General features: G+C 34.2%; 27 protein-coding genes. 7 read left to right on the top strand and 20 right to left on the bottom strand.

The window, feature by feature from the left end:
• The first annotated feature begins 515 nt into the window (after nt 1–515).
• Nucleotides 516–701 (top strand): YkvS family protein, encoded by a 186-nt coding sequence (locus LMD38_RS14990; protein ID WP_000646794.1) that lies wholly within the window; start codon nt 516–518, stop codon nt 699–701.
• Between the two features lie 211 nt (nt 702–912).
• Here LMD38_RS14990 and LMD38_RS14995 read toward each other — a convergent pair whose 3' ends face one another.
• Entirely contained in the window at nt 913–1,212 is a 300-nt protein-coding gene (locus LMD38_RS14995; RefSeq protein ID WP_000214798.1) for an ArsR/SmtB family transcription factor, read from the bottom strand.
• A 330-nt stretch (nt 1,213–1,542) separates the two neighbouring features.
• Here LMD38_RS14995 and LMD38_RS15000 point away from each other — a divergent pair, with 330 nt between their 5' ends.
• On the top strand, nt 1,543–1,716 hold the full coding sequence (locus LMD38_RS15000) for a hypothetical protein (protein ID WP_001142748.1): 174 nt from the start codon (nt 1,543–1,545) through the stop codon (nt 1,714–1,716).
• A gap of 114 nt (nt 1,717–1,830) precedes the next feature.
• Here the strand turns inward: LMD38_RS15000 and LMD38_RS15005 are convergent, their stop codons facing one another.
• The 4 genes from LMD38_RS15005 to LMD38_RS15020 form a co-directional block, all read right to left on the bottom strand.
• The gene (locus LMD38_RS15005) at nt 1,831–4,920 is read right to left on the bottom strand and encodes an AAA family ATPase (protein WP_062822467.1); all 3,090 of its coding nucleotides are present in this window, start codon (nt 4,918–4,920) and stop codon (nt 1,831–1,833) included.
• Nucleotides 4,917–6,074, bottom strand: coding sequence for an exonuclease SbcCD subunit D (locus LMD38_RS15010; RefSeq protein WP_061182469.1), 1,158 nt, complete (start codon nt 6,072–6,074; stop codon nt 4,917–4,919). The genes LMD38_RS15005 and LMD38_RS15010 overlap by 4 nt, the downstream gene beginning before the upstream one ends.
• A gap of 15 nt (nt 6,075–6,089) precedes the next feature.
• Nucleotides 6,090–6,329 carry a DUF2584 domain-containing protein gene (locus tag LMD38_RS15015; protein WP_000667348.1) on the bottom strand — a complete coding sequence of 80 codons (240 nt, stop codon included), beginning with the start codon at nt 6,327–6,329 and terminating at the stop codon, nt 6,090–6,092.
• 184 nt (nt 6,330–6,513) lie between these two features.
• Complete coding sequence (locus LMD38_RS15020; RefSeq protein ID WP_001145040.1) at nt 6,514–6,771, bottom strand: hypothetical protein; 258 nt, start codon at nt 6,769–6,771, stop codon at nt 6,514–6,516.
• Between the two features lie 316 nt (nt 6,772–7,087).
• Here LMD38_RS15020 and LMD38_RS15025 point away from each other — a divergent pair, with 316 nt between their 5' ends.
• Both LMD38_RS15025 and LMD38_RS15030 read left to right on the top strand, forming a co-directional pair.
• Complete coding sequence (locus LMD38_RS15025; protein ID WP_000134913.1) at nt 7,088–8,143, top strand: enoyl-CoA hydratase/isomerase family protein; 1,056 nt, start codon at nt 7,088–7,090, stop codon at nt 8,141–8,143.
• 223 nt (nt 8,144–8,366) lie between these two features.
• Nucleotides 8,367–8,999, top strand: a complete 633-nt coding sequence (locus LMD38_RS15030) for a LysE family translocator (protein WP_016717428.1) — start codon at nt 8,367–8,369, stop codon at nt 8,997–8,999.
• 70 nt (nt 9,000–9,069) lie between these two features.
• Here the strand turns inward: LMD38_RS15030 and LMD38_RS15035 are convergent, their stop codons facing one another.
• From LMD38_RS15035 to LMD38_RS15070, 8 genes are all read right to left on the bottom strand, one after another.
• On the bottom strand, nt 9,070–10,530 hold the full coding sequence (locus LMD38_RS15035; RefSeq protein WP_016717427.1) for a CoA-acylating methylmalonate-semialdehyde dehydrogenase: 1,461 nt from the start codon (nt 10,528–10,530) through the stop codon (nt 9,070–9,072).
• 22 nt (nt 10,531–10,552) lie between these two features.
• Nucleotides 10,553–11,443, bottom strand: a complete 891-nt coding sequence (locus LMD38_RS15040) for an NAD(P)-dependent oxidoreductase (protein ID WP_000719434.1) — start codon at nt 11,441–11,443, stop codon at nt 10,553–10,555.
• 16 nt (nt 11,444–11,459) lie between these two features.
• Complete coding sequence (locus tag LMD38_RS15045; protein ID WP_016717426.1) at nt 11,460–13,178, bottom strand: acyl-CoA dehydrogenase family protein; 1,719 nt, start codon at nt 13,176–13,178, stop codon at nt 11,460–11,462.
• Between the two features lie 306 nt (nt 13,179–13,484).
• Nucleotides 13,485–14,393, bottom strand: a complete 909-nt coding sequence (gene prpB / locus LMD38_RS15050) for a methylisocitrate lyase (RefSeq protein WP_000312648.1) — start codon at nt 14,391–14,393, stop codon at nt 13,485–13,487.
• An 18-nt stretch (nt 14,394–14,411) separates the two neighbouring features.
• A complete protein-coding gene (gene prpD, locus LMD38_RS15055) occupies nt 14,412–15,848 on the bottom strand; it encodes a 2-methylcitrate dehydratase (protein WP_000598132.1) in 1,437 nt (478 codons plus the stop codon).
• A gap of 98 nt (nt 15,849–15,946) precedes the next feature.
• Nucleotides 15,947–17,068 (bottom strand): citrate synthase, encoded by a 1,122-nt coding sequence (gene mmgD / locus LMD38_RS15060; RefSeq protein ID WP_016717425.1) that lies wholly within the window; start codon nt 17,066–17,068, stop codon nt 15,947–15,949.
• Nucleotides 17,069–17,484: 416 nt separating this feature from the next.
• Nucleotides 17,485–17,691, bottom strand: coding sequence for a hypothetical protein (locus LMD38_RS15065; RefSeq protein WP_000703223.1), 207 nt, complete (start codon nt 17,689–17,691; stop codon nt 17,485–17,487).
• Nucleotides 17,692–17,706: 15 nt separating this feature from the next.
• A complete protein-coding gene (locus LMD38_RS15070) occupies nt 17,707–18,852 on the bottom strand; it encodes an MFS transporter (protein ID WP_000440678.1) in 1,146 nt (381 codons plus the stop codon).
• Between the two features lie 237 nt (nt 18,853–19,089).
• On the opposite strand from LMD38_RS15070, the gene LMD38_RS15075 reads away from it, so the two are divergent.
• The gene (locus tag LMD38_RS15075) at nt 19,090–19,371 is read left to right on the top strand and encodes a hypothetical protein (RefSeq protein WP_000265000.1); all 282 of its coding nucleotides are present in this window, start codon (nt 19,090–19,092) and stop codon (nt 19,369–19,371) included.
• A 101-nt stretch (nt 19,372–19,472) separates the two neighbouring features.
• On the opposite strand, the gene LMD38_RS15080 is transcribed toward LMD38_RS15075, so the two are convergent.
• Complete coding sequence (locus tag LMD38_RS15080; RefSeq protein WP_228919794.1) at nt 19,473–21,983, bottom strand: PBP1A family penicillin-binding protein; 2,511 nt, start codon at nt 21,981–21,983, stop codon at nt 19,473–19,475.
• A 465-nt stretch (nt 21,984–22,448) separates the two neighbouring features.
• Between LMD38_RS15080 and LMD38_RS15085 the strand changes: the two genes are divergently transcribed.
• Nucleotides 22,449–22,658, top strand: coding sequence for a KTSC domain-containing protein (locus LMD38_RS15085; RefSeq protein WP_000970366.1), 210 nt, complete (start codon nt 22,449–22,451; stop codon nt 22,656–22,658).
• A 68-nt stretch (nt 22,659–22,726) separates the two neighbouring features.
• On the opposite strand, the gene LMD38_RS15090 is transcribed toward LMD38_RS15085, so the two are convergent.
• The 4 genes from LMD38_RS15090 to LMD38_RS15105 all read right to left on the bottom strand — a co-directional run bounded on the left by LMD38_RS15090 (nt 22,727) and on the right by LMD38_RS15105 (nt 24,526).
• A complete protein-coding gene (locus LMD38_RS15090) occupies nt 22,727–22,939 on the bottom strand; it encodes a YqaE/Pmp3 family membrane protein (RefSeq protein ID WP_000990223.1) in 213 nt (70 codons plus the stop codon).
• A 201-nt stretch (nt 22,940–23,140) separates the two neighbouring features.
• The gene (locus tag LMD38_RS15095) at nt 23,141–23,800 is read right to left on the bottom strand and encodes a DUF6944 family repetitive protein (RefSeq protein ID WP_016717423.1); all 660 of its coding nucleotides are present in this window, start codon (nt 23,798–23,800) and stop codon (nt 23,141–23,143) included.
• A 148-nt stretch (nt 23,801–23,948) separates the two neighbouring features.
• On the bottom strand, nt 23,949–24,149 hold the full coding sequence (locus LMD38_RS15100; RefSeq protein ID WP_000915130.1) for a hypothetical protein: 201 nt from the start codon (nt 24,147–24,149) through the stop codon (nt 23,949–23,951).
• A gap of 41 nt (nt 24,150–24,190) precedes the next feature.
• On the bottom strand, nt 24,191–24,526 hold the full coding sequence (locus LMD38_RS15105; protein ID WP_001066864.1) for a hypothetical protein: 336 nt from the start codon (nt 24,524–24,526) through the stop codon (nt 24,191–24,193).
• 209 nt (nt 24,527–24,735) lie between these two features.
• Here LMD38_RS15105 and gerPF point away from each other — a divergent pair, with 209 nt between their 5' ends.
• Nucleotides 24,736–24,951: a spore germination protein GerPF gene (gerPF, locus tag LMD38_RS15110; protein WP_001141565.1), complete on the top strand. Its 216-nt coding sequence runs from the start codon at nt 24,736–24,738 to the stop codon at nt 24,949–24,951.
• 217 nt (nt 24,952–25,168) lie between these two features.
• On the opposite strand, the gene LMD38_RS15115 is transcribed toward gerPF, so the two are convergent.
• Together LMD38_RS15115 and LMD38_RS15120 are read right to left on the bottom strand one after the other, a co-directional pair.
• Nucleotides 25,169–25,504, bottom strand: coding sequence for a YolD-like family protein (locus tag LMD38_RS15115; protein WP_001000621.1), 336 nt, complete (start codon nt 25,502–25,504; stop codon nt 25,169–25,171).
• 537 nt (nt 25,505–26,041) lie between these two features.
• Nucleotides 26,042–26,260, bottom strand: a complete 219-nt coding sequence (locus LMD38_RS15120; RefSeq protein ID WP_000864286.1) for a hypothetical protein — start codon at nt 26,258–26,260, stop codon at nt 26,042–26,044.
• Nucleotides 26,261–26,707: the final 447 nt, after the last annotated feature.

Raw genomic sequence — 26,707 nt, forward strand, 5'->3', positions numbered from 1 at the left:
TTTTATATTCATTTTGGTCACCTCTTTTGATTTAACACCTTCATTGTATAAGATGTTTTCAGTTATGTAAGCACTTACAAGACAGAGCGTCAAAAACATGGAATCAGTTACAGAAAACGAAGGATGAAATACAAAAAACTACTTATTAAATACGTAACAGTTATTTAAATTGGTTTGTATAAGTTTGATTCACATTTGTTTTTGAACCCTTTCTAAAAAATGAAACAATAAAACCGTCTCTTTAATGTTCATAAAAGAGACGGTTTTATTAGGTCAATTCATAATCCTGACTTTCTTTATACGTTTATCATTGTTTCTTCAAATGTAACAATCGGCTCTACAAATTCCATTATAATGAAAGCATTTTTAATACGTTTTGTTAAAACTTCTTTTCATTCTGCACACATAGACAACAAATATTTTTTTGATAAATAAAACTAAATATTCACTAATATACTTATACGTGGTTTAATATATATAATAAAAAATATTTCTGTCTTTAATGAGGAGGTACTATGAAAGCAAACGTAGGGGATACTATACTTTTTCAACGAAACAATTTAAAGATTACAGGATCTGTACTAAAACTTTATACTGAATCGGTCTTAGTTGAAATTACAAATGTAAGCGGTGGTACTTTTGAATTTGAACGAACAATTGTAAATCATAAAAACTATAAAATATTAAATACGAATACATAAAGTGAAACTTTAATCAGTGGGGGGTTTTGTTCATCCCCCACTGATTATTAGTTGAACCAATCGGACGTTTACGGACAGCCCGACTCCCATCTAACTTCTTTGCTCCAACTGAATTTTGAGATGGGAGTTTTACTGTCCGTTAACACGGGATAAAACAACACAAAATAGCCCCTGCTCATCAGCAGCGGCTATTTTATATGAAAATACTTCATTAGTTTATATATCCTAAAACACTTACAATCTTACTCGCTTTTAAATTATTAATATGATAATAAATTTCTAAACCTCTTCTCTCAGCTCGTAACACTTTACCTTTCATTTTTGATAAATGTTGCGAAACAGTCGATTGTGGAATATTTAGTAATTCTGTTAGTTGTGTTACGTTACAAGTTTTTCTCGTGCTTAATTCATTTACAATTTGTAATCGGATTGGGTGCGCCATAATTTTTAAAATATCTACATCTTCTTCTGAAACTAAACTTTTTCTCATTTCACTCGTATATGTTGTCATAAGACATTCCCCTTTTATATGAATTCCTTTTATTTAGATCTATTTCCAAAATATTTAAAACTCCGACGAGAAACCTTTATATAAAAATAATAGAATTTTAAATTTTTAAAAACAGAACGAAATACAATTCACTTTATTTATTTGGTACATATACATAATACAATGTTAATATGTGCTCTATGTGAAGTTCGCATAAATTTGTAATGAAGATTTTTCAAACAATTCACATGTAACTATTCACTTCCTCCTAACACTATCCAGTGATTTTAACATATTTTAGGCATTTGTATATACTATCTACAAAATAAATGTTGTTAAGGGGGATTTCAAATGCCAACAATGTTACAAGAAGAAGTTGAAGAAGCGCGCGAAACATATGTCAGTCGTATCATCTTGGTCGGTGGATCGGCTTTATTTTTAGTAGGTGGTGTTATATCTGCAATTTCGGCTTTTAAAACTTATAACCGTTTGGAAAATACGCCGCCGTCTACAGATAACTCATAGATGAATTATCTAATTTTGAATAACAAATAAATGCCTCCTCAATACAGAGGAGGCATTTATTTTATCAAAAGTTCTATACTAAAGAATCACAAATAATATGAATTACAATTGAACTTACTTCACCACAAACCTTGTCTGACTACACCCATCCTTCTGCTTCGTTACTTCTAATACAGCTGGCATTGCGTTTTTCAGCTCTTGAACGTGTGAGATTACACCAATAAATCGGCCTGATTTTTGTAAGTCAATTAAGGCGTCAACTGCTTTCGTTAATGATTCTTCATCTAATGAACCGAATCCTTCGTCGATAAACATCGTTTCGATTGAAATACCGCCTTCATACGCTTGAATCACGTCTGCCATGCCGAGCGCTAAGCAAAGTGAGGCATTGAACTTCTCGCCGCCAGATAATGTTTTTACATCGCGTGTTTGGCCAGTATATGCGTCGTATACATCTAACCCTAATCCACTTTGACGATTTCTCTTTTCAACTCGTTCACTTCGTTTTAAATAAAATTGTCCATTTGATAATTTACGTAATCGTTCGTTTGCAATTTGAACAATTTGTTCTAAATACTCAATTAAGATGTAACGTTCAAATGATATACGGCTTTCGTTATCACCTTTCATTACTTCATATAAGTCAACAAGTTCTTGGAAAGCTTTTTCTTCCTCATGAATTTGCTCATCGATACGTCTAATATTTTCATGTAAATCAGAAATATATGTTACCGCATTTTGCGCACGTTGACGTTTTTCTTTAATGATATCAAGGTTAATTTCTAATTCTTTAATGTGTTCACCTAACGCCGTAATATCCATATACTCTTTATCTTTTAATTCAGCATGTAACTCTTCAATTTGTTTTGCAAGTACTTCAAGAGATGAATAATAGCTTTGAATTTCTTTTTGTAACATATCCATCTCGGCATCACTTAATTTCGCTTCTTTATACGTAATTTGATTTGTAAATCCACTCTGTTCAAGCTCTTTCATAAAGCGCGTGAAAGTCTCTTCTTTCTTCAATTTTGCACTTTCAAATTGATTAGAAGCACCTTCCTGTTCTGCTTGAATACGTATATTTTCATTTTGCCAATGTTGATACGCCTCCTGCACTTTCTTCCATTCGTCCTCCATTAATTTGAGCTCATGCATAGCTTGGTCAAACTGAACTTTCCAAGCTTGGACTGTTTGTAAGTTTTCAGGAATGTTTTTCTTATCATGTTCATATGACGTACGAAGCTGCATACAATCCATTTCTATACGGTGCTGTTCTGTTTCTACCTCATGTTTTTGTTTCTGAAGTGCATCTACTTTTTCTTCTATGCTTTTTATTTTCACAGCTGTTTGCTTACGCGTTTCTTCACTTGCTTTTAACGTATTCACTTCAGTTGCTAATTGTTTTCCTTTTTGAACAAGCGCACCATATGTTTCAACTAATTCTTCCGATTGGTAGCCTCGCTTCTTAACTTCTTCTATTACTTGCTCATATTGAAAATGATAGAAATTCCATTTCTCCTCTACTTGCACATGTAATTTTTCGGCAATATTCTTCTTGTCTCTTAAATCATTTAACTCTTTTTCATTAATGGCATCACTTTGCTCTGAAGCTTTTTTCGGATGGTTCGTGCTGCCACATACTGGACAAGATTCACCATCATGTAGATGAAGAGCCAATATACCAGCTTGTTCACTTAACCAGCGACGTTCCATATTCTCATATGCACGAACTGTCTCTTGCATCTTAGTAAATGCAGTTTCTTTTTCTTGCTCGAATTTTTGTTTTTCTTGCCATACATCATATGCTTGCTTTAAAACTTTTGCATCTTCTCGCATATTCGTTAGTTCTTCTACTTTATCTACATATCGTTCAAGCGCTCGCTCTAATTGCTGTAATTCACCAGACATTAGCTGTTTTTGATTTGTATGCTCTTCTAATTGTCGATCTAAGTTTTGCATACTTTCTTTTAATTTTCCTAGTTGAATTTCTGCATTTTGTAAATTCAACTGTTTCTCAGCTAATGATGCAATAATCGGTTGTAACTCTTCTAATCTTTGAACAAGTTTTTTTGCATTTTCTCTCTCAGGTTCTTTATTCTTTATTGCTTCATATTTCTCCTGAGCAAGTTCAAAATTATTCATTATATTTTCTTTTTTAGCGATAATTTGTTTTAACAAACTTTCAGCTTTCTGCTCATTTTCCATCGCTTCTTCGTGCCATTGTTCAAATGGTAATAAGCGCTTCGCTTGTTCCGCACGCTTAAAAGATATTTCTTTCATTTCAATTACTGAACGGTTTTCTTGTAAAGTATTATATTTCTCATTCTTTTGTTGTAAATCTATAAATTTCTCATTTACAGACTTCGCTGCATGAAAACGTGTTTCAGCATCCTTTAATTGCTTCGTTTGAACATCTTGTTCTACTTGTAATTGCTCAACCTCTGCCTTATACACAGCTGTTTCTTGTTCTAATGCTTCTACTACTTGATGTGTATTTACATGCTCTTGTTCCACTAAAGTCTCTAATAATGCTCCATCTCGAATTGGTAATTTAAAAACATTACGGAAATATAGCTCTCGCTCTTTCTGTTTTTCTTGTAAGACGTCTTTCCATTGTTTTCGTTTTTGGTCAAGTAACTCACGCATTAACTTATAACGATCTGTTTTAAAAATACGACGCAAAATTTCTTCTTTGTTTTCTGTCTCAGATGTTAATAGTTTTCGGAATTCCCCTTGCGGTAACATAACAATTTGGCTGAATTGATGTTTACTTAAACCAATTAAATCTTCTACTTTTTTATTTACATCCGTCACATGGAAACGATCAACAGCCGGAATCTTCTCTTCATCAATTACTTCATATAATTCTACTGCATGTCCCGTAATCGTCTTGTTCCCTTGTTTTTTATGTCCCAGTTGTCGTTTTATTTCATAACGTTTCCCTTTTAACTGAAAGGTTAATTCTACGCTTGTATACACATTATCATCAGCAAATTGACTGCGGAGCATGCTCGTATCACTTCGTTCTTCTCCGCTTGCCTCACCATATAAAACATAACAAATTGCATCAAAAATCGTTGTCTTTCCAGCGCCCGTGTTTCCAGAAATGGCGAAAATACGATGCTCTCCCAAATCGTCAAAATCAATTACTTCTTTCTGTTTATATGGGCCAAATGCCGTCATAATAAGCTGAATCGGTCTCATCCTCGTTCACCTTCCCGTTCTTGCACTGTTTGTAATACTTCTACAAATAGACGTTCTTTCTCTTCTGATAAATCTAAGCCTTTCATTTCTTTATAAAAAGCCTTTAATAATGATAAATCATCCATTTTATGTCTTGAAACAGTTACTTCATTTGACTCCGTGAACTCTCGTCTTTGAATGGCTCTTTCAACATGCATTGCATTTGGATAAACAGAGCGTATTTTTTCCATTGGCTGCAAGACAGGATTTTCATCTAATAATTTTACAAACACGTAATCTTCACTTACTGGATGTTGTAACAATTCATCTATTTTCGCTTCTACTGTTCGCATTTTACGGCGTGGATTAAGTAACCTTTTTTCAATTGTTGCTTCACCTTGCTCGTTCAGTTCCACAATATAATATCCTTTTTTATGTTTTTCTTCAGAAATAGAATAGGCAAGTGGCGAACCGGAATATCGAATCGTCTCATTACGTACGAAATGCGCTTGATGTAAATGTCCAAGCGCTGTGTAATGAAATTTATCAAAATAATGACTATTCACGTATTCAGCACCACCAATTGAAAGTGGTCGTTCAGCATCACTTGTATTCTCTTCCGCTTCTCCAGCAGAAGTTACAAATGCATGACCAACAAACACATGTCTAGCTTTTTTATCCATCGCTTCAGATAGCTCATTCATAAAAATACGCATCGCATCATCATGAGAACGTACGTCTTCGTTTTTCAATACATGTCTAACTATACTTGGATCCGCATAAGGAATGAGATGGAAGTGAACCTCCCCATATTCATCATTTAATATAATCGGCTCATATGGAAATTGAAATTGCCCCACAATAAATAATCCTTGTTTCTTCATTAAACTACTTCCAAAATGAATACGATCTGGACTATCATGGTTCCCAGCAACTGCAATAACTGGTGTTTGTAAATCAATCACTATTTTTTGCAGCACATCATTTAATAAGTCTACTGCTTCTGTAGGTGGAATTGCTCGGTCATATAAATCCCCTGCAATAATTACGGCATCTGGTTTTTCTTCTTCAACAGCTTGTACAAACTGATCTAGTACAATCTTTTGATCTTCAGTCATATACACGCCATGAACAAGCTTTCCTAAATGCCAATCGGCTGTATGAAATAACTTCATGGTTTCCTGCTCCTTTTAATTTACTGAATTTAGTGATACAAGTTGATAGTTTATTGTAGTTTTTCCGTTCTCCCATTCTAACTTTTGTATCATTGCACTACCGATTCTTTCTTCATTTGATTTATATAAAGGTAATATTTCTTGAACTGTAAATAAGTGATAACCATCCAATTTTAATTGAAATATGTTTTCTTCTATATGTAATCTTACTTCTTTTTCATTTGAAATAATTTTTGTGTGCATCTCAAATTTCATGATAGATACAACCCCTTTTTCTAATCTCTACACTATTAATAGTATATTGGCTATGCAAGATTGACAAGTAAATACACGGTAAAGTACATACTTTTCTATTGCGATATGTTTTTTTATTTTCATATATAATACGGTATGTGAAATTTTACTCTTTCCGAAAATAAAAATGTCTCATATGACATCTTTATTTTTGGATAAAGTCTTTCATTACATAATATAAAACTGTAATGAAAACAATCGCTACAAAAAATGAAAATACTGCAACAATGTACCCATCTTTATTTAATAAAATGCAAAAAGAAATAGATATGATAAAAATCGGAAATACAAGTCGTACTTTATCCTTCACTTCCTCTGTCGTATCTGTATGATGAAAATACTGCGTTATCCCTATCATTAAAGAAGACAAAATAATCACCGACAATAGTAAAGGTACTGGCATTCCGATTTCTCCTTTCTCTATTTCTAATGAAAAGCAATTTTTCTTTCATTATAATCACTTCAAATACTCTTTTCGAAGTGATTATGTACAATTTACACATATATAATAGCGTGTTTATCATGGTAACTTCAAATAATTACAATTACAGTAATGTTGTAATATTCATTTTCAACCTCCAAAATCCTGCAAATATAACTCGTCAAAATATGCAGTGAACAAATTAACATATACCGCCAACTTTAGACAAAATTTATAAAGGACATTTCAGTACGTATAAAGAATTAAGAATAAGAAGATATGTAAGGGAGGATGAATTATGACTGAACACGTTTTATTTTCTGTTAGCGAAAACGGCGTTGCATCAATTACTTTAAACCGCCCAAAAGCACTTAATTCTTTATCTTATGACATGTTGCAACCAATTGGGCAAAAACTGAAAGAGTGGGAAAATGATGAGCGAATTGCGCTTATCGTATTAAAAGGAGCTGGCACAAAAGGTTTTTGTGCAGGTGGCGATATTAAAACTCTTTATGAAGCACGTTCAAATGAAGCTGCATTGCAGCATGCGGAACGTTTCTTTGAAGAAGAGTATGAAATTGATACATATATTTATCAATATAAAAAACCGATTATCGCTTGTTTAGATGGAATTGTAATGGGTGGTGGTGTCGGTCTTACAAATGGTGCGAAATACCGAATTGTAACTGAGCGTACGAAATGGGCAATGCCAGAGATGAATATTGGCTTCTTCCCAGATGTCGGTGCTGCTTATTTCTTGAATAAAGCTCCAGGGTATGCTGGCCGCTATGTCGCTTTAACAGCATCTATTTTAAAAGCTTCTGACGTATTATTTATAAACGCTGCTGATTATTTTATGGCATCTGATTCATTACCAAATTTCCTTACTGAACTGGAAAGTGTAAATTGGCATAAAGAAGATGATGTACATACTCATTTAAAAGAAGTCATTCGTACATTTGCAACTGCTCCAACATTAGAAAGCGAGCTTGCTCCTTCATTAGAAGAAATTAATTCACATTTTGCATTCGATACAATTGAAGAAATTATTCATTCATTAGAGAAAGATCAAAGTTCCTTTGCTTTAAAAGCGAAAGAAACGTTATTATCAAAATCTCCTATTTCACTAAAAGTAACATTAAAACAGTTTATTGATGGACAAGATAAGTCCGTTGAAGAATGTTTCGCTACTGACCTTGTACTTGCTAAAAACTTCATGAGACATGAAGATTTCTTTGAAGGAGTACGATCTGTTGTCGTTGATAAAGACCAAAATCCAAATTATAAATATAAGCAGTTAAGTGATGTTTCAGAAGAAGATGTAAACAGGTTCTTTAACTTACTTAATGCGTAAAGTGAAAATTTAATAAGTAGGGTTTATCTCCCTCTTATTATTAGTAGAAGCAATCGCCCTTTCATACGGGATAAAATTGAGGCTATATAGTCGTATAATTACACGCCTATATAGCCTTTTTCCTATTTAATAAATTTTAATAAAATTTAATTTTATTAAATCGAATTATGTGCTACACTATTTTTAATTAAATATTCTAAAAATAAAAGAAGGAGGAGCGACTATGATTGAAAATTATTTTCTTTTCATCATTATGTCTATTTGTCTTATTATTTTACCTGGTCCTGATACTGCAATGGCTACGAAAAACACATTAGTTGCTGGTAAGGTAGGCGGGGTGAAAACAGTGTTCGGTACATGTATTGCACTATTGATTCATACTTTAGCAGCAGTAATCGGACTTTCCGCACTTATTGTAAAGTCAGCTCTTTTATTTTCTATTTTCAAGTACGTTGGAGCTCTATATTTAATTTATATTGGTATTAAAGCCCTTTTAGCAGTAAGAAATAAAGAAGGCGTCAATACGAACGATATATCTTTGAATAACGCAAACGAGCATACTTCTTGCTTTCGCCAAGGGTTTCTTACAAATTTATTAAACCCTAAAATCGCAGTCTTCTTTTTAACATTTTTACCGCAATTTTTAAATCCAAATCATAATACGTTTATCCAACTTCTTATAATGGGCCTTACTTACCTAGTTTTAACAGTTATTTGGTTCGCTTTTTATATATTTTTAATTGATAAAATTAGTGCTTTTATGAAAAAACCGAAGACACAACGTTATATTCAAGGGTTAACGGGAATTGTCTTAATTGGTTTTGGTATTAAACTAGCTTTTGAAAAAAGCAATTAACAAGAAGAAAACCACCACTATTCATAGTGGTGGTTTTCTTTTAACAACTGATTTGGCTGTCTACTTTATATTAAAACCAGCGCTCAGTTACAACTTTTTTACGTGTATAGAATTGAACGCCATCTGTACCATTTGTACCTAAATCACCAAAGAATGAAGCTTTATTTCCTGCGAATGCGAAGAATGCCATTGGTGCTGGAACGTTTACGTTTACACCGATCATACCCGCATCGATGTGATCACGGAACGTTTGTGCATGTTTACCGTTTGACGTATAAATAACTGCACCATTTGCAAATTTAGATTGATTTGTTAGTTTAATACCTTCTTCTAAATCTTTAACTCGTACAATGCTTAATACTGGAGCAAAAATCTCATCTTGCCAAATTTTCATTTCTTGATTTACACCGTCAAAGATTGTCGCACCTACAAAGTAACCGTCTCCAACTTCTTCCTTAATTTTACGGCCATCTACTAATAAAGTAGCTCCATCTGCTACACCGCTGTTAATATAGCCTAATACGCGTTCTTTATGAGACTCACGAATTAATGGTCCAACATAATTATCTTCGTGGAAACCGTCACCTACTTTTAACTTCTTCGTCTCTGCTACTAGTACGTTGATGAACTCATCTGCAATTTCATCAACTACTGCTACTACTGAACATGCCATGCAGCGCTCTCCACTACTTGCAAATGCAGATCCAATTACACCTTGTACCGTTTTCTCAAGATTGCAATCTGGCATAACAATCGCATGGTTTTTCGCACCAGCTAACGCTTGTACACGTTTCCCATGTTTCGTACCTGTTTCATATACGTAACGAGCTACCGGCTCAGAACCAACGAACGAAACAGCTTGAATATCTTTATTTTCTAAAATGCTATTTACAACATCTTTTCCACCTTGTACTAAATTTAATACTCCTTTTGGAAAACCAGCTTCATAGAATAACTCTACAAGTCGCTCTGCTAAAAGCGGCGTTCTTTCAGATGTTTTTAATACGAATGTATTACCACAAGCAATTGCAAGCGGGAACATCCATAATGGAATCATCATCGGGAAGTTAAACGGCGTAATTCCAGCAACAACTCCAATTGGGTAGCGCCAAATTGATCCATCAATGCCGCTAGCAATATTCGGAAGTGCTTGTCCCATCATTAAATTTGGAGTAGATGTTGCAAGTTCTACTGCCTCAATACCACGTTGTACTTCACCAGTTGCATCCGTTAATGTTTTACCATTTTCAAGCGTAATGATTTTTGCAAGTTCTTCTTTGTTTTCTTGTAAAAGCTGTAAATATTTATACAATTGTCTTGAACGATTCGGAACTGGTACTTTAGACCACGTTTCGTATGCTGCTTTTGCCGCTTCAACAGCTTTTTCAACATCTTCTTTCGGAGATAGCGGAACGTAAGCGATAATTTTTCCAGTCGCTGGATTTGGAACTGCTTCTACTTCTGTACCAGTAGATTCTACCCACTCACCATTAATATGATTTTTTACTCGTTTAATTTCAGTTGTAATCATTGTATTCTCTCCTTTGTATAATTTATTTTTGATTAGAAATTAATTGCTCGCTAACTTTCTTATATAAGGCAGCCATATCGTTTTCTCCATATCCAGCTTGACTCGCTTCGTCATATACGTTTAATAACATTTCGCTTACTGGTAAATGGAGTTCGCTTTCCTTAGCTAAGTCAACTGCAAACCCTAAATCTTTCTTTAATAAATTCACAGTAAATCCTGGCTCGTAGTTTTCGGGTGCTATAAAACTTTTATAATTACGTTCATAAATTCTACTTTGACCGTAACTTACATTTAAAATATCAAACATTTTATCTAAATCCATATTGTTCTTTTTCGCTAATGTTAAAGCTTCACTCACACCAGCTGTATAAAAACCAATTAATAGGTTATTAATTAATTTAACTGTTGTCCCACTATCAATTTGCTCACTAACATGGAAAATGTTCGCACCTAGTACACCCATGATAGATTCCGTTTTCTCATATACCTCTTTTGATCCACCAACCATAAATGTTAATGTACGGTTTTCAGCTCCAATCACCCCACCACTAACAGGTGCTGCTAAAAAGTCTACTTTCTTTTCCTTTGCAGCTTCCTCTAACTGTTTGTTTAACTGTGGAGATACAGTACTTGTATCAATTAAAACTACATTCGAGTGACTATTTTCAAATAATCCTTCTTCGCCAAAATATACCGCTTCAACAGCGCGAGGTGAAGGTAAACTTGTAAAAATTACATCGCATGTTTCTGCTAGTTTTGAAATTGATAAGCCGATAATTCCGCCTTCTTTTTCAAAAGAAGCTTCAGCATTTTTATTTAAATCCACACCATATACTGTGTAACTTGATTTAACTAAATTTTTAGACATCGGAAGACCCATGTTACCTAAACCGATAAAACCAATCTTTTTCATATCGCTTTCCTCCTATTTACACAATATACTTTCCGCGATTTATAATAGCTTTCGCAATTTCTCTCTTTTTTGTAAATACGTTCGTGTATAAAGGCACTAGTAATTGACGAATTTCAGTTAAAATCACGTGTCTATCTTGTTCTTCTGTAATAGCTGCGGAAAGTATAGAAATCGCAGCTTCTTCTACTTTGCGATAGCCTTCTTCACAAATAACGTCAGTTATCATTTGTTTCGTACCCTCTTTTTCTGCACCATTTTTACTAATTGCTTTACTCGTACGTAAAAATGCTGATTCCATGACGTACACGTCCGTTAACATATTTGATAATACACGTGAATATTCTTGCTCTTGATCAATTTTTAAACCTGGAGTTTTAGAGAGCGTTTTCAAAGATTGTTTCAACAATTTTTTCGCTAATAAAATGTAACGATGGTTTCTTTCGACATTTTCTACATCAATCTCTATTTCAGTATCTTCAATTTGTTCCATTTGTTTCATTTGTTTCATTAACATTTTGGCAACTGTTAATCTATTAATTTCGTTCGTCCCTTCAAAAATACGACTAATTCTAGCATCACGGTATAATCGTTCTACTTCATACTCTTGCATATAACCGTAACCACCATGAATTTGTACAGCTTCATCTACGATATGACCAAGTGTTTCAGAAGCATTTACTTTATTCAGTGCACATTCAATAGCAAATTGAGACATTTGCTTCATAAGATCCTCATCACTCTCATGAATTGCTTCATCAATTACACCTGCTGTACGATAAGCTGCACTTTCTGCTCCATATGTAGCAATGATCATATTTGCAATTTTCTCTTGAATCATCGTAAAGTCTACTAATTCCGTTTGGAACTGTTTGCGTTCTTTTCCGTATTGAACGGACAATCCAATTGCTTGCTTTGCTGTTCCAATATTTCCAAAGGCAAGTTTTAATCTAGCGAAGTTAAGAATATTAAGAGCTACGTGATGCCCTTTCCCAACTTCCCCTAAAACATTTTCAGCAGGTATGACAACATCTTCTAAAATAAGAGTCGCTGTTGAAGATCCTTTAATCCCCATTTTCTTTTCTTCTAGTCCAATGGATACGCCTTCACATGTTCTTTCGACAATAAACGCTGTCATTCCTTTATTTGTCTTCGCAAAAACAACGTATACATCTGCCATATGAGCATTTGTAATCCACTGCTTCTCACCATTTAACTTCCAAGCAGTTCCATCTTCATTTAATACTGCGCTCGTTTTTGCGCTTAAAGCATCAGAACCAGCATTTGGCTCAGTTAAAGCATAAGCCCCAACCCATTCTCCTGATGCAATTTTCGGCAAATATTTTTCTTTTTGTTCTTTCGTTCCGTAATATATGTAAGGCAATGTACCTACACCAGCGTGTATATTAAATGAAACGCTAAATGCACCAGCGTATCCCATTTTTTCTGCTACAAGCCCTGAAACTGCCTTTCCTAATTCGAATCCACCATATTCTTCTGGGACTTCGATACTTAATAATCCAAGTTCTCCAGCTTTCTCAAACAATTGACGAGAAACTTTATAGTTATGTTGTTCAATATTCTCCATTTGTGGAACAATTTCTTGTTTAACGAATTGTTCTGTCGTTTTTGCGATTAAATCTTCATCTCCTGAAAAATCTTCTGGCGTAAAGAAAGCATGATTCACATCTTTATTAAGTGAAAAAAATTCATCCCACGGTAACTTCGTTTTCTCCATCTGAATCCCCCTATCATTTCGGCCTTACTTGCTACTACATATGCTCGTCTACGATGAGTGGAATATCTTATTTTTGAAAACAGAAGGCGATGAATTTTCACATCAAGCAGTTTATTTTGCCAAAGATGTACTCTCATCGCCTTAGTTGTTTTATCCCGCTTTAATGGGCAGTAAGACCCCCGCCTCCAAATTCAGCGAAAGCAAAGAAGTTAGGCGGGGGATCAACTGCCCATAAAAGTCCGATTGGTTCAACTAATAATCAGTGAGGGATGAAGAAAACCCCCACTGATTAAAGTTTCACTTTATCTATTGATCTTCTGATAATACTGTTTTTGCAATTCCAGTATCTAATTCTTCAAAGTCATGATATGAAATTGTTTCATATAACTCACTTCTCGTTTGCATATTTGAAAGTGCATCTTTTTGAGAACCAGTTTCCTTAATTAAAGTAAACACATGCTCATACGCTTTCGCTGCAACACGAAGTGAAGTTACAGGGTAAATAACCATTTGGAAGCCCATATTCGCAAATTCCTCTGCACTATAATACGGCGTTTTCCCAAACTCAGTCATGTTGGCAAGTAAAGGTGCATTTACTTTACTATTAAATAGACGGAACTCTTCTTCTGATTGAAGCGCTTCTGGGAATATTGCATCTGCACCTGCTTTTACATAGGCGTTTGCTCTTTCAATTGCTTCATCCAAGCCCTCTACACCGCGAGCATCTGTGCGCGCTACAATGTATAAGCTCGGTGCAACTTCTTTAATCGCTTTAATCTTTTGAACTAATTCTTCTGTCGTAACGAGTTTTTTACCATTTAAATGTCCACATTTTTTTGGTAATTGTTGATCTTCAATTTGAACAGCTGCTACTTTCGCTTCCACCATTTCTACTGCTGTTCTCGCTACATTTAGGACACCACCGAATCCAGTATCAATATCAACAAGAACTGGTAAGTCTGTAGCTCTTACTAGATCCCTCGCTCGCTCTGCTACTTCAGTAGAAGTCACGATTCCTAAATCAGGTAGCCCTTTACTTGCAGTATAAGCTGCTCCTGATAAATAAAGAGCTGAAAAACCTGTATTTTTCGCAACAAGAGCTGCCATTGCGTCATGAGCACCTGGAATTTGCAAAATTTCATTTGCTTCTACTAAAGCTCGGAAGCGATTCGCAAGCTCCTCTTGTGTTGACTGTTTATTCACAACCCAAGCCATTCTAAATTCCCCCTATTATTAAATTAAGAATAGATCTACAAATTCATTTACATTCATATTTTCTAGTTTCTCTTCATTTAAACAAGCTTCATGAATTTGTTCTTGTTGCTTACTAGAATAATGACCTGCCATATTTGCAGTGAATTTTTGAACAACTTTTGGAATTGCTTCGTCTCTACGGAAACGGTGACCAAGTGGATATTCACATTCCACATTTTCTGTTACAGTTCCATCTTTGAAATGAACTTGAACAGCGTTGGCGATTGAGCGCTTGTTCGGGTCAAGGTAATCTAAACTGTACTGTTTATTTTCAACAACAACCATCTTATTACGTAATTCATCTACACGTGGATCATTTGCTACTGCATCCTCATAATCATCCGCAACGATATCTCCTTTTAATAAACCAATTGCCGTAATGTATTGTAAGCAGTGATCACGATCAGCCGGGTTATTTAATGGACCTTCTTTATCAATAATACGAATTGCTGATTCATGAGTTGTAATTGTAATACGGTCAATTTCATCTAATCTTTCTTTAATTTCTGGATGTAATTTCACAGCACATTCTGCAGCTGTTTGTGCATGGAATTCTGCAGGATATGAAACTTTAAATAATACATTTTCCATTACATATGACTCTAGTGGTCTTGCTAATTTTAATTCTTGTTTATTAAATAATACATCTTGGAATCCCCAGCCCGGTGCAGATAATGCTGTCGGATAACCCATTTCACCTTTTAAGGCAGTCATTGCAAGATGAACACCGCGACTCGTTGCATCACCTGCTGCCCATGATTTACGTGAGCCTGTATTTGGAGCATGACGATATGTACGAAGACTAGAATTATCAATCCATGCATGTGATAATGCATTAAAGATTTCTTCACGTGTTCCGCCAAGCATTTTTGCAACTACTGCAGTTGTTGCTACTTTTACATATAATACGTGGTCAAGACCAACTCTGTTTAAGCTGTTTTCTAAAGCAAGTACACCTTGAATTTCATGTGCTTTAATCATCATTTCTAATACTTCACGTACTTTTAACGGTTCTTTTCCTTCTGAAATACGAACACGGCTAATATAATCTGCCACAGCTAAAATTCCGCCTAGGTTATCAGATGGATGTCCCCACTCTGCTGCAAGCCAAGTATCGTTATAGTCTAACCAACGGATCATACAGCCGATATTAAATGCACCTTTCACAGGATCAAGTACATATGACGTACCTGGTACACGTGTACCATTTGGCACGATTGTTCCTGGTACAACTGGTCCTAATAATTTCGTACATTCTGGATATTGTAATGCTAAAATTCCGCATCCAAGTGTATCAAGTAATACGTAACGAGCAGTACTAAATGCTTCTGCACTTGTTACCTCTTTATTTAATACATAATCGGTAATCTCTTCTAATAATGCATCTTTTTGTTTAATTTCATTTGTTTTAATCATGCTATCCTTCCCTTTCTGTCGAAAATTCGTTATTATTAAGGATGGGTGTCGGTCAAACACCCATCTGGCGGGCGGCGCTAACAACTCCCCAGTTGTTCTTATTTACTAAGCACATGTCGCTCGCCAATATAATTTACACGTGGACGGAACAAACGATTGTTCGCATGTTGCTCAATAACGTGTGCACAAAGCCCTACTGTTCTAGAGCTAAAGAAGATTGGTGTGTACAGTTGAATTGGAATACCAAGCATCCAATATACTGGAGCTGCGTAATAATCAAGGTTTGGATAAATTCCTTTTTCCTTCTCCATAATCTTTTCTCCAGCTTCACACATCTCATACAGTGTATAATCACCCTTCACATCACATAACTGCTTTAAAGCTTCCTTCATCATCAATGCTCTTGGATCCATCTTCTTCATGTATACACGATGTCCAAAGCCCATAATTTTTTCTTTGTTATATAGTTTCTTCTGTAATAACTCTTCAAACTTTTCAACATTACCAGCTTCTAAAAGCATGTACATAACCGCTTCGTTCGCACCGCCATGTAAGCTACCTTTTAAAGATGCAACCGCACCTGTTAAAGCACCATATAAGTCGGATTGCGTAGACGCAATAACGCGCGCTGTAAATGTAGAGTTTGGCATTTCATGTTCACTATATAAAACAAGGGAACGATCAAAAATCTTCTCCTCAAGTTCAGTTGGTTTTTTACCTGTTAACATATAGAAGAAATTCGCGCTATATGATAATTCCTTAAGTGGTTCGATTGGCTCTTCATTATTTAAAATATGATAGCTATTCGCTACAATGTTTGGTACTTTACTCAATAATTTGTATCCGCGGCTTTTGTTTACTTCTAACGAGCGATTTTCAATATCATTATCGTAACCAGCTAATGCGGACACACCTGTACGCAATCCATCCATAGGGTGTGTTTCTTTCGGTAATGCCTTTAATACGTTAAATACACCTTCTGGTACCGCGTATTCTTCTTTTAATTTCTTTTCAAGTCTTGCTTTTTCATCCTCATTTGGTAGATGTTCTTCCAATAAAAGGTGCACAATGTCTAAATACTCTTTTGTTTTTGAGAGTTCGATTAAATCATACCCTTGAATTACAATTTCACCTTTTACTGTGTCAAGAAACGAGATCTTCGTCTCCGCTGCCACTATACCATCTAATCCCGGGGAAAATTTTTCTTCAGCTTTCATCATTATTTCCTCCAATCCTAATAGATCTTCGTGCACATAACTGTAAGCCTTTACAATATTGCGAAACTACATTTCTATTTCAATGTATCAGAGTTTTTAGAAGATTTCAATTTATTTTATAATGATAAGTTTCCTATACTTTTACCGATGTAACAATACAGTTTTTCAACAATAATTTTCATATTTTATAAAGAAAGGACAGACTTCTCTTTATTTATCTTTAAAACAAAATATAAAGTTGATTCATATAATCCCATTAAATATGTATCTACTTTGCAATTGCTTTTACTAAATAAAAAAGCGAGCTGTATTCATATACAGCTCGCTTTTCGCATTATATTTATTTCACTATTCTCTAAATATAATTTCCATATAAAATTTATTTATTTTTAATAAAGTTATTATTTTACGTAATTAAATTAAATTCCTTCCATTTCCTCATGATAACCTACAACTAAATCATAGTTTTGAAAGTACCAAAGATCATCAACATCTACAAAAAATAGAATGCCTTCCTTCTCAACTGACACGATTTCCCCATCTGGTTGCTCTGCAACAATCTCTAAAGATATACGTAATTCTTCTTTAAACCATTGTAGAGCTTTATCATCAATTGAAATTTTCATCTTTGTTCCTCCAGTTTACGCAAATTCTTTTTTACTTAATCGTTGTTTTACAAGAACGACAAAAATAATTAAAGCAATTAACCCTGAAATTGCACTACCCGCAAATAAAATACGGTAACCAAACATTTGCGAAACAACTCCAAGTAAAATCGCACCCAATCCAATTCCTAAATCAAATGCAGTAAAAAATGAAGCGTTAGCAACTCCTCTTTTACTCGGGTCAACAATTGTAAGCATCGCCGCTTGCAAAGCTGGTTGTGCTGAGCCAAATCCAATACCGTATAATATTGCTGCAATCATTACACCCGTCAAACCATTTGAAAGAGTTAATACAACGATAGCTAAAATAGTAATGCATAATGCTGGGAGTATGATGAATACTTCTCCAAATTTATCTAATAGTTTCCCTGAAATTGGCCTTACAATTGTTAAAGCAATTGCATACACAAGAAAGAATGTCCCAGGATTCACATCAATTGACGATGCAAATAGCGGTAAAAACGTCGTAATCCCTCCATATGCAAATGATAAAAAAAATACAACTATCGTAATGGATAGTACGGATTTTTCAAACAGTTGCATTTTCCCTTTTTCTTTTTGTGGTGTGAATGGCATTTTCGTCATTAATGATAATAAGACTGCCATAATGGATAAAAGAGTTGCTAATAAGAAAAGGCCGTGAAATGAATAATTTTGTACAACCAATAATCCAATCATTGGGCCGATTGCCATTGCAATCGTCATAGCCATCCCATACCAACCCATACCTTCGCCACGGCGTGAATCTGGAATAATATCAGTTATCGCTGTTCCAATAGCTGTTGTAGAAACAGCCCATGTTACTCCGTGAATAACACGTAAAATAGCTAAAAGGATAATAGTCGTCGCTAAATTATAAGAGTACATCGTTAACCCAAAAAAGATGAGCCCGAAAATAGTAAAGGATCTTCTACCATATTGATCCAACATCCCTCCAATAATTGGTCGTATTACAACCGCCGCTATTGTAAACATTCCCATCATAAGTCCGACTTGTGATTCATTGCCACCTATCTCTTTAATAAAAAGTGGGAGCGTTGGAACAAGTAAATAAAATCCTGTAAATAAAAATAACATTGCGAAAGTCATTTGAATAAATGATTTCGTCCATAATCGTTCCATTCATATTCCTCCATAAACACGTAAGTTATTGCAATTAACACCTCCATTTTACAGTTTCTTCGTTCCTTTTCCGTCCGTAAATAGACGTATCTTTTTATAATAAATGGTCCAAAATCAATTTAAATTGGTCTTACAACTTTATACGTATGTTTTAGCCTAAAGTCCCATTTATTTGTACCTTTATATGTGTGAAAAGAATATACTACTTTATTATCGCAATTTAGGAGTGATTATGTTATGTGGATCTCTTCAAGAGTAACAGCCGTCGTTCCCTCGACTCCTGGGATACACGTTCCAGCCATTCATACAGCTAGTTCCGATGTAGGAATTGAACTTCCTGCAACTTGGCAACAATATCAAATTCCAGGTCAAATTACTCCCTCATTTTGGCATCATGGCGCACATCCAAGTAGTACCACCTTTCAAAGCCACGCTTATCCTCCGTTACCCCAGTCTCAAATTTTTTATCATTTTCCTTCAATTTATTTTCAAAACTTCTATGGTACTTTTAATATTTAAAATACATTGTCTCATAGCTACTGCATTTAAAAGAAAAAAGCACTTAAGATTGTAATTTTTACAAATCTTAAGTGCTTTTTAATATTTTTTATAAAATTTTCTTATTGTCCATTATTAGCAGGGGCCTCTCCTGCATTACCGCCAGTCTCTGGTTGTGTGGTCGCTGGTGGAGTCGTATTTCCTTGACCTCCTCCGTTATTTGCTGGAGGGGTCGTATTTCCTTGACCTCCCCCGTTATTTGCTGGAGGGGTCGTATTTCCTTGACCTCCCCCGTTATTTGCTGGAGGGGTTGTATTTCCTTGGCCTCCTCCGTTATTTGCTGGAGGGGTCGTATTTCCTTGACCTCCTCCGTTATTTGCTGGAGGGGTCGTTCCTTGACCATTACCATTATTTTGTTCATTTTGTTTCTTTTCTTCTTCTTGTTTCTTTTGCTCTTCTAGTTTCTTTTGTTCTTCTTGCTTCTTAAGTTCCTCTTGTTGCTTTTGTTCTTCTTGTTTTTTCAGTTCTTCCTGTTTCTTTAATTCTTCTTGCTTTTTCTCTTCTTCAGTCTTTTGCTGCTGATCTTGTTTTGGTTGTTCCGTTGTATCAGGTACGCTCGTATTTGGAGAAGAATCACGTTTTTCCCCTTTTATACGTAGCTCACTACCTTCTTGAATAACACTACTTGGCATTTTAAAGCTTGATTTGTCAGTAGCAAACTTACTCATCATTTCTTTAAAGATCAACTGTGCAATTTTCGTATTTTTACTACTAATATACTCGTCTTTACCATCTTTCATATATCCAGTCCATACCGCCATCGTATATTGCGGCGTATAACCTGCAAACCAACTATCCCGGGTTGCACTTTCTGGAATGTTATATTTCGCTAGTTGTTTTGAATCATAGTTTGTTGTACCTGTTTTACCAGCTACATCTAAAGAACTTATATTTGCCGCTGTACCAGTACCAGATGTTACTACTGAACGAAGCATATCAGTAATCATATATGCTGTAGAGTCAGCTATAACTTGTTTTGGTTTTTGCTCAAAACTTTGTGACTTACCGTCTGGATAAACTACTTTCTTAACAAAATGCGGTTTTGCATACTTTCCACCATTACCAAATGTCGCATAAGCACCTGCTATTTCAGTTGGTGATACTTCGTTTGTACCAATCGCTGTAGATTCTGCCGGCGGTTTATTAAATGTAATACCTAATTTCTCAGAGAATTCCTTTGATTTATTCAGTCCTACTTCTTTTGCAGTTTTAACTGCTGGAACGTTACGTGACATTTTTAGCGCTTCACGCATAGTAATTGGGCCTAAGTGACTTCTATCCGCATTTCGAAGTTCTTGTCCAGTTGAATATTTAAATGGAGAATCATCAATTTGATGATACGTAGCCCATTTTAAGTATTCAATTGCAGGACCGTAATCAAAGATTGGCTTCATAGTTGAACCAGCTGCACGATCTAATTCAATTGCCATATTATGCCCTTTAAATACTGCTTTATTTTCACCGCGTCCACTACCTATAGCACGAACTTCTCCTGTTTTCGTATCCATAAATGTGAAAGCACCTTGGAACTTATCATTTGGATAATTAATAATATTGTCATTTAAAATCTTATCAGCAAATTCTTGTGCTTTCGGGTCTAATGTTGTATAAATTTCTAAGCCATCAGATCCAATATTAACATCTGGTATTTCTTTTTCTACTTCTTTCACTACGGCATCCATAAATGCAGTATGCGGCATTGTTTGAAGTTCCGTTGCTGTCTTAAGTCCCTTTGTCACTTCAACTTTTGAAGCTTCTTCCATTTCTGCCTTCGTAATATAGCCATGTCGATTCATTAATCCTAGTACAACATTTCTTCTTTCTGTTGCCCTTTGAATATTTTCCGTTTTCGTTGGATCATAGTTATTCGGTGCTTTCGGTAAACCTGCAAGCATCGCAACTTCTGGTAATGTTAAATCTTTCAATTCTTTACCATAGTAGTTTTGTGCTGCTGTTGCGATACCATATGAACGGTTTCCTAAGTTAATTTTATTTAAATACATTTCTAAAATTTCATGTTTTGAATATTGTTGTTCTAGTTTATACGCTAAATATATTTCCTGGACCTTACGTTTTGATGTTTTTTCCATCGATAAGAAGTAGTTTTTAATAACCTGTTGCGTTATTGTACTTCCACCTTGTGAACCGTAATCTCCTTTAAGACTCACCAAGACAGCACGGGCAGTACCTTTAAAGTCTACTCCACTATGCTCATAAAAACGTGAATCTTCTGTTGCTAAAAATGCATTTTCTACTAATTTAGGAATTTGATCATACGTAACATTCGTCCGCTTTTCTTTCCCGTATTCATATACCAAATCGCCATTTTTATCATAAATTTTTGAGGATAACGGATTAACAAGTTTTGCTTTCTCAAGTTTCGGTGCATCCTTAATCATTACGAAGAAGGTAGCAACTCCCCCCACTAAACCAACAATACCAAGTAATAAACAAGTAATTAAAAACTTGCGAAAAAATGATGTTTTACCTTTTGGTTTTTGTGTTTTAGAAGCTGGCTGTTTTTTCTTTTTAACTTGTCGTCGCTCCTCTCGAGAACGATAATTTTCTGACATGTTACTTTCTCCTGCCTTTCAATTCTCCCGTTGATTTACTTAAAAATATTGAGGTCACTTTCTAAAATAAATTTAATTAAGAAAGTATATTGACCTGGAGCATTCAATATTTTCCTAATTCACAGATTATAAATTTTAGAATGCTTGTTACACAAAGTATTTTCACTTCTATTTTTCTAATAATGCTGCCCCTTTAAGCATAGAATGTAAAAAGTGAATTTTTAATACCTCGTATAAATAATATACCTTTTTTTCAAATGGTCAATATTTTCTTATTTATAAATCAAAGGTGAAATAAAAATAGCACAACGATATGTACTTCGTGTGAACTTCCTTATAATTACGTATAACGAACATTTAATATATTGCATATAAGTATAATACCTCTTTAATTATAAAAATTTCAACATCACAACCTCAACAGCTATAAGAAATTATTAAAAATGAAAAGTGAGGAGTTGCGTAATGATGGAGTTATCTCCCGTGATTTCCAAAACTATAGTTGCTGTTGGATATAATCCTTTTTCTATGATTTTACGCATTCAATTAAAGAATGGACTGTATGATTTCTTTAACGTTCCTGAAAACATTTACACCGGTTTACTAAACGCACACTCAAAAACGAATTATCACAATACTTATATTAAAAATTCTTACCGCTACACCAAAATATAAACTTAACCAGAATAAAAAAAGAAAGGAGGTGGTCCCCCCTTTCTTTTTAAAATCGTTTCACAACTCAGCTATCTTCTGTTCTTTTTATTTATTTCATCATATGCTTGAATTTGTTTTTTTAAACGCCGATCTGCTTTTTTATCATGTACAACTAATATCGCATGAATAACGCCTGGAACCCAAAATATTAATGTTAATATGAAATTAATTATTGCTTGAAATGGTTTTCCACAAAATAATACGGCTACAGGTGGAAGAAGAATTGCCAACAAATACATCATTTCTTGAAAACTCCTTATTTTGTATTTTTCTCTCTCCATACGCTATACAAACCAATGACTTTTGCATTTCTAATATTTTTATTAACCACTAATAACTGTTCTACTGTTATATATTCTCTTTCAATGTCAAAAAACCTACCACTTCAACTTTTCTACTTATGTAAAATTGAAATTTTACATACAATCTTTCCATGAACAATTTCATATGATTATTTTTTCTAATCTTTCTTCTTTCTCTATTATAGTTAATCCAATTGCAGAAATAACAGTTCCTATCGCTTGTATCCAAACACCAATGAGTGCTATTATTCTCTCATCTTTCTGATCAACTATACTGTCTTCATTTTCGATTCTATTCTTCATCACATTAATAATGCCTTGATACGCTTGAAGTCCAGCCCCTAAACTTTGCAGAGAATTGCCTAGTATTATTATTTTCTGTACCGTTTTCATCTGAAGCAAAGCCGCTTCTACTCCTAAAAAAGCTCCAATCGATTGTAAGCTATTCCCTATAATTATAAGATAATCATTCTCTTTCAATTGTTCCTTTATATTAAAATATATTCCTATTACATTTGATATATTTCCTAACGCTAATAACTCAATGCCCATTTTATCGAGCATTTCACTTTTATTCTCCAAACACATACTTTGATTTTCTCTTTCACCTTCATCTTCGGTTTCATTACTCGCTATAATTTGCAATATATACCCGAGGGCTTGTAATGAGCTTCCTACAATTACAATTTTCGATTCAGCTTTCTCCTCCCCGATAAATCCTCTTGTCGTCCCAATTGCCGCTGTAAGATTTCCTCCTACTTGAAACCATGCTCCTGTCACTTTTAAACCGCTTAGATTCATTCTTATCACCTATTTAGAAGTTTTCTAGTACTTTCGAAATACATAAATGGCCTCCTTTAACTCATATTTATTTTCTACATTTAATTTTGTGCATTCTATAGTGTGTTAAAAATACAAAAAAAGAGTAACCCATAACAGTTACTCTTTCCTATATATCAAAAAAATCATTATTTATTTCGTTATTGCTTTTAAATTTCAACTTCTCTTTCCCGCACTTCTCACACCTATACACATAAGCTACACCTAGCTTACCACTTTTGAAATCTTCATTATCCTGCATCTTAATAAAACTATATTTATGTTTACAGTGAGATTCGTCTAAAAAATTTTCAAACCATTTTTTCAACATAGAACTGTTCACCTCTATGAAAGAATCTTCATCTTGTCTTATTACATACTTTTACTCAAATACTCAATCTCATGTTGTAACTTTTTAAATTGTTCAAAATGCATAGTGATAGATTGACTGTTTCCATACTCAGCACTATGCTTCACCAATAAAACACCCGTATCATGAAAAAACGCGTCAAGCTCTTTTCTAATGGATACTTTCATTATATGCGCCGTTTTAATAGCCGATAAAATTGCAATTTCATTAAACTTTAATTTTATTTCATTTGGACAAAATGCTTCTTCAATCAATATAACTTCATTGCTATAAATAAGTGCAACAAGATTACTTGACTTTGCATCTGTTAAATCTACTTTTTTTATAACATTATTCATTACATTTTGCCTCCTTTGTTTTCGTATATGATAATTATACAATTTTCATTTTTAATTACGTAACCTTACATTCAGTTTAACACACTTTTATTATGGGATTAAGCTACACTTCAAACGTTTTACTATTCCGCAATTTTTGTTAGATGAACCATTTGGACTATAAGACCATATAGTAGTGTTAACAAATGATTGTAAAGTGGGTGAAAACTATGCCCTCAGTTGTAGGGAATTTAGTTGTACAAAATAGTAACGGTTCATTTAACTTAGGTGATTTCTACAACGTTTCTCCAAAAGAAAATACGAAGGCTTATAATGGATCTGGCGCTTCCAACGTTGGTTTTGTTGTTAATACTTTTAATGGTGTGAGTGCGACTAATACGTTTGATTCTGACCTTGCGGATCAAAACCAAGTCGGTACAGCTTAACCCTATTTTTTCATCGTTCTGTTTAAGAATTTTAAATTTGTCCATACTATAATCAGGCTGTTATACAGCTATTGTTGATTTTTGGAGTACCCTATCTTTTTCTCCCTTTCCCTGGGGCTTAGCAGCTAGTATGAAGCTAGCTGCTTTTCCGTTTCATTTTTTCTATTCCACATCTTACATAACGTAAAGTAAGCTAAAAGTTAAATTTTAGCTTACTTTACGTTATTTCAATAATATCCGTAGTATTAAATACGTAAGTTTTATAAAACGCGTCAGTACACATTACAATGCGCTTTAGCGGATTTATATGTACAACTGTCATATAGCTTGTAAGTATGTACCCATCTTCAAAATATGTCACCAATATTTCTTTCTCAGACAATAATGACATTAATAATTTATCAGAAATTCCCTCTTTTGCTTCTTTTGTTAAAAATGGTTTTTGTACTTTAAATTTCTCCCCAATAACCTTTCGCATACTTAATAACTGTTCCGACATTACTGTAAATGGAACCCATTCTCTTTTTGCTCTTTGCATCTTTACATCATTCATTTCTCTATCTCCTCGATTATTTATCCATTCTATTTCAAACATATTGCGCTTCGATTATTCTTTAATAATTGCTCGGCTCATATTTCTCCCGCATGAACAGGTAAGAAATCTCCCACCTCAAAATTCAAGACATACAAGGAAAGTAAGTCGAAGATCAACTCCCCTTAAACACCCGCTAATTACAGTTTCACTTTATTTCTAAATCTTATACTATCTACACTTACAAGAACATTCGTTCTAATTATACACGAACTTACGTTCTTTTGAGAAGAGATTTATTTTTTCTTCATCAAATGATCTTTTCACTTCCTATTAAATGGGAGGTGAAAAGATCAACTAAAAAGTTTTAATTTTTTCGAGTTTATTAACCATCTATAAATGAAAGCATATATTATAAAGAACGAACTCACAAAATTTAAGGGATTTATAATGGACCTCCATTCGTTCCTTATGAATTTCTATGAAAAGAGAGCAATTTAAACACTCTCTTTTCGTACATACTACATAAAACTATTCATTAATAATTCACTCTAATTATTAAATATATTTTGGTTGTACTATTATATGTAACTCCCTCTCTGTTACTGCTTTTTTCGGGTTTCGAAAATACTCTAATTCGTATTTTAATACCTCATATTCAACCATCCCGATTTTAATCCCTTTCGTTTCTTTTAAAATAGCTAATAGGTTATTTATATCTTCATCATACGATTCAAAAATTTTCCCTCCGTCTTCTCTTTGAAAAATTACTTTCACATTTTCTCCCCCTACATCATTTATTTATCTATCCAATAATTCATTCTTCACCTTAAAATTTCATACGAAAAAGAACATCCATCTTAATAGAATGCTCTGCTTTTCACTTCATTTAACGTCAATATATTTCAATCTTATTGTATGTTTCATTCTGCAAATTATGTTTATCCACTTCTATAAAGTGAAACTTTAATCAGTGGGGGTTTTCTTCATCCCCCACTGATTATTAGTTGAACCAATCGGACTTTTATGGGCAGTTGATCCCCACCTAACTTCTTTGCTTTCGCTGAATTTTGAGATGGGGGTCTTACTGCCCATTAAAGTGGGGTAAAGTGAAACTTTAATCCACTCAAGCTTTGTTCATTCCTGACTAATAATTAGCCTACGCAAATCTTACTGCCTACAAATAATGGGATAAAATTAATTAATTCGTTTTATATTTAATGA

This window comes from Bacillus pacificus (genome assembly GCF_020861345.1).
Lineage (GTDB): Bacteria > Bacillota > Bacilli > Bacillales > Bacillaceae_G > Bacillus_A > Bacillus_A pacificus.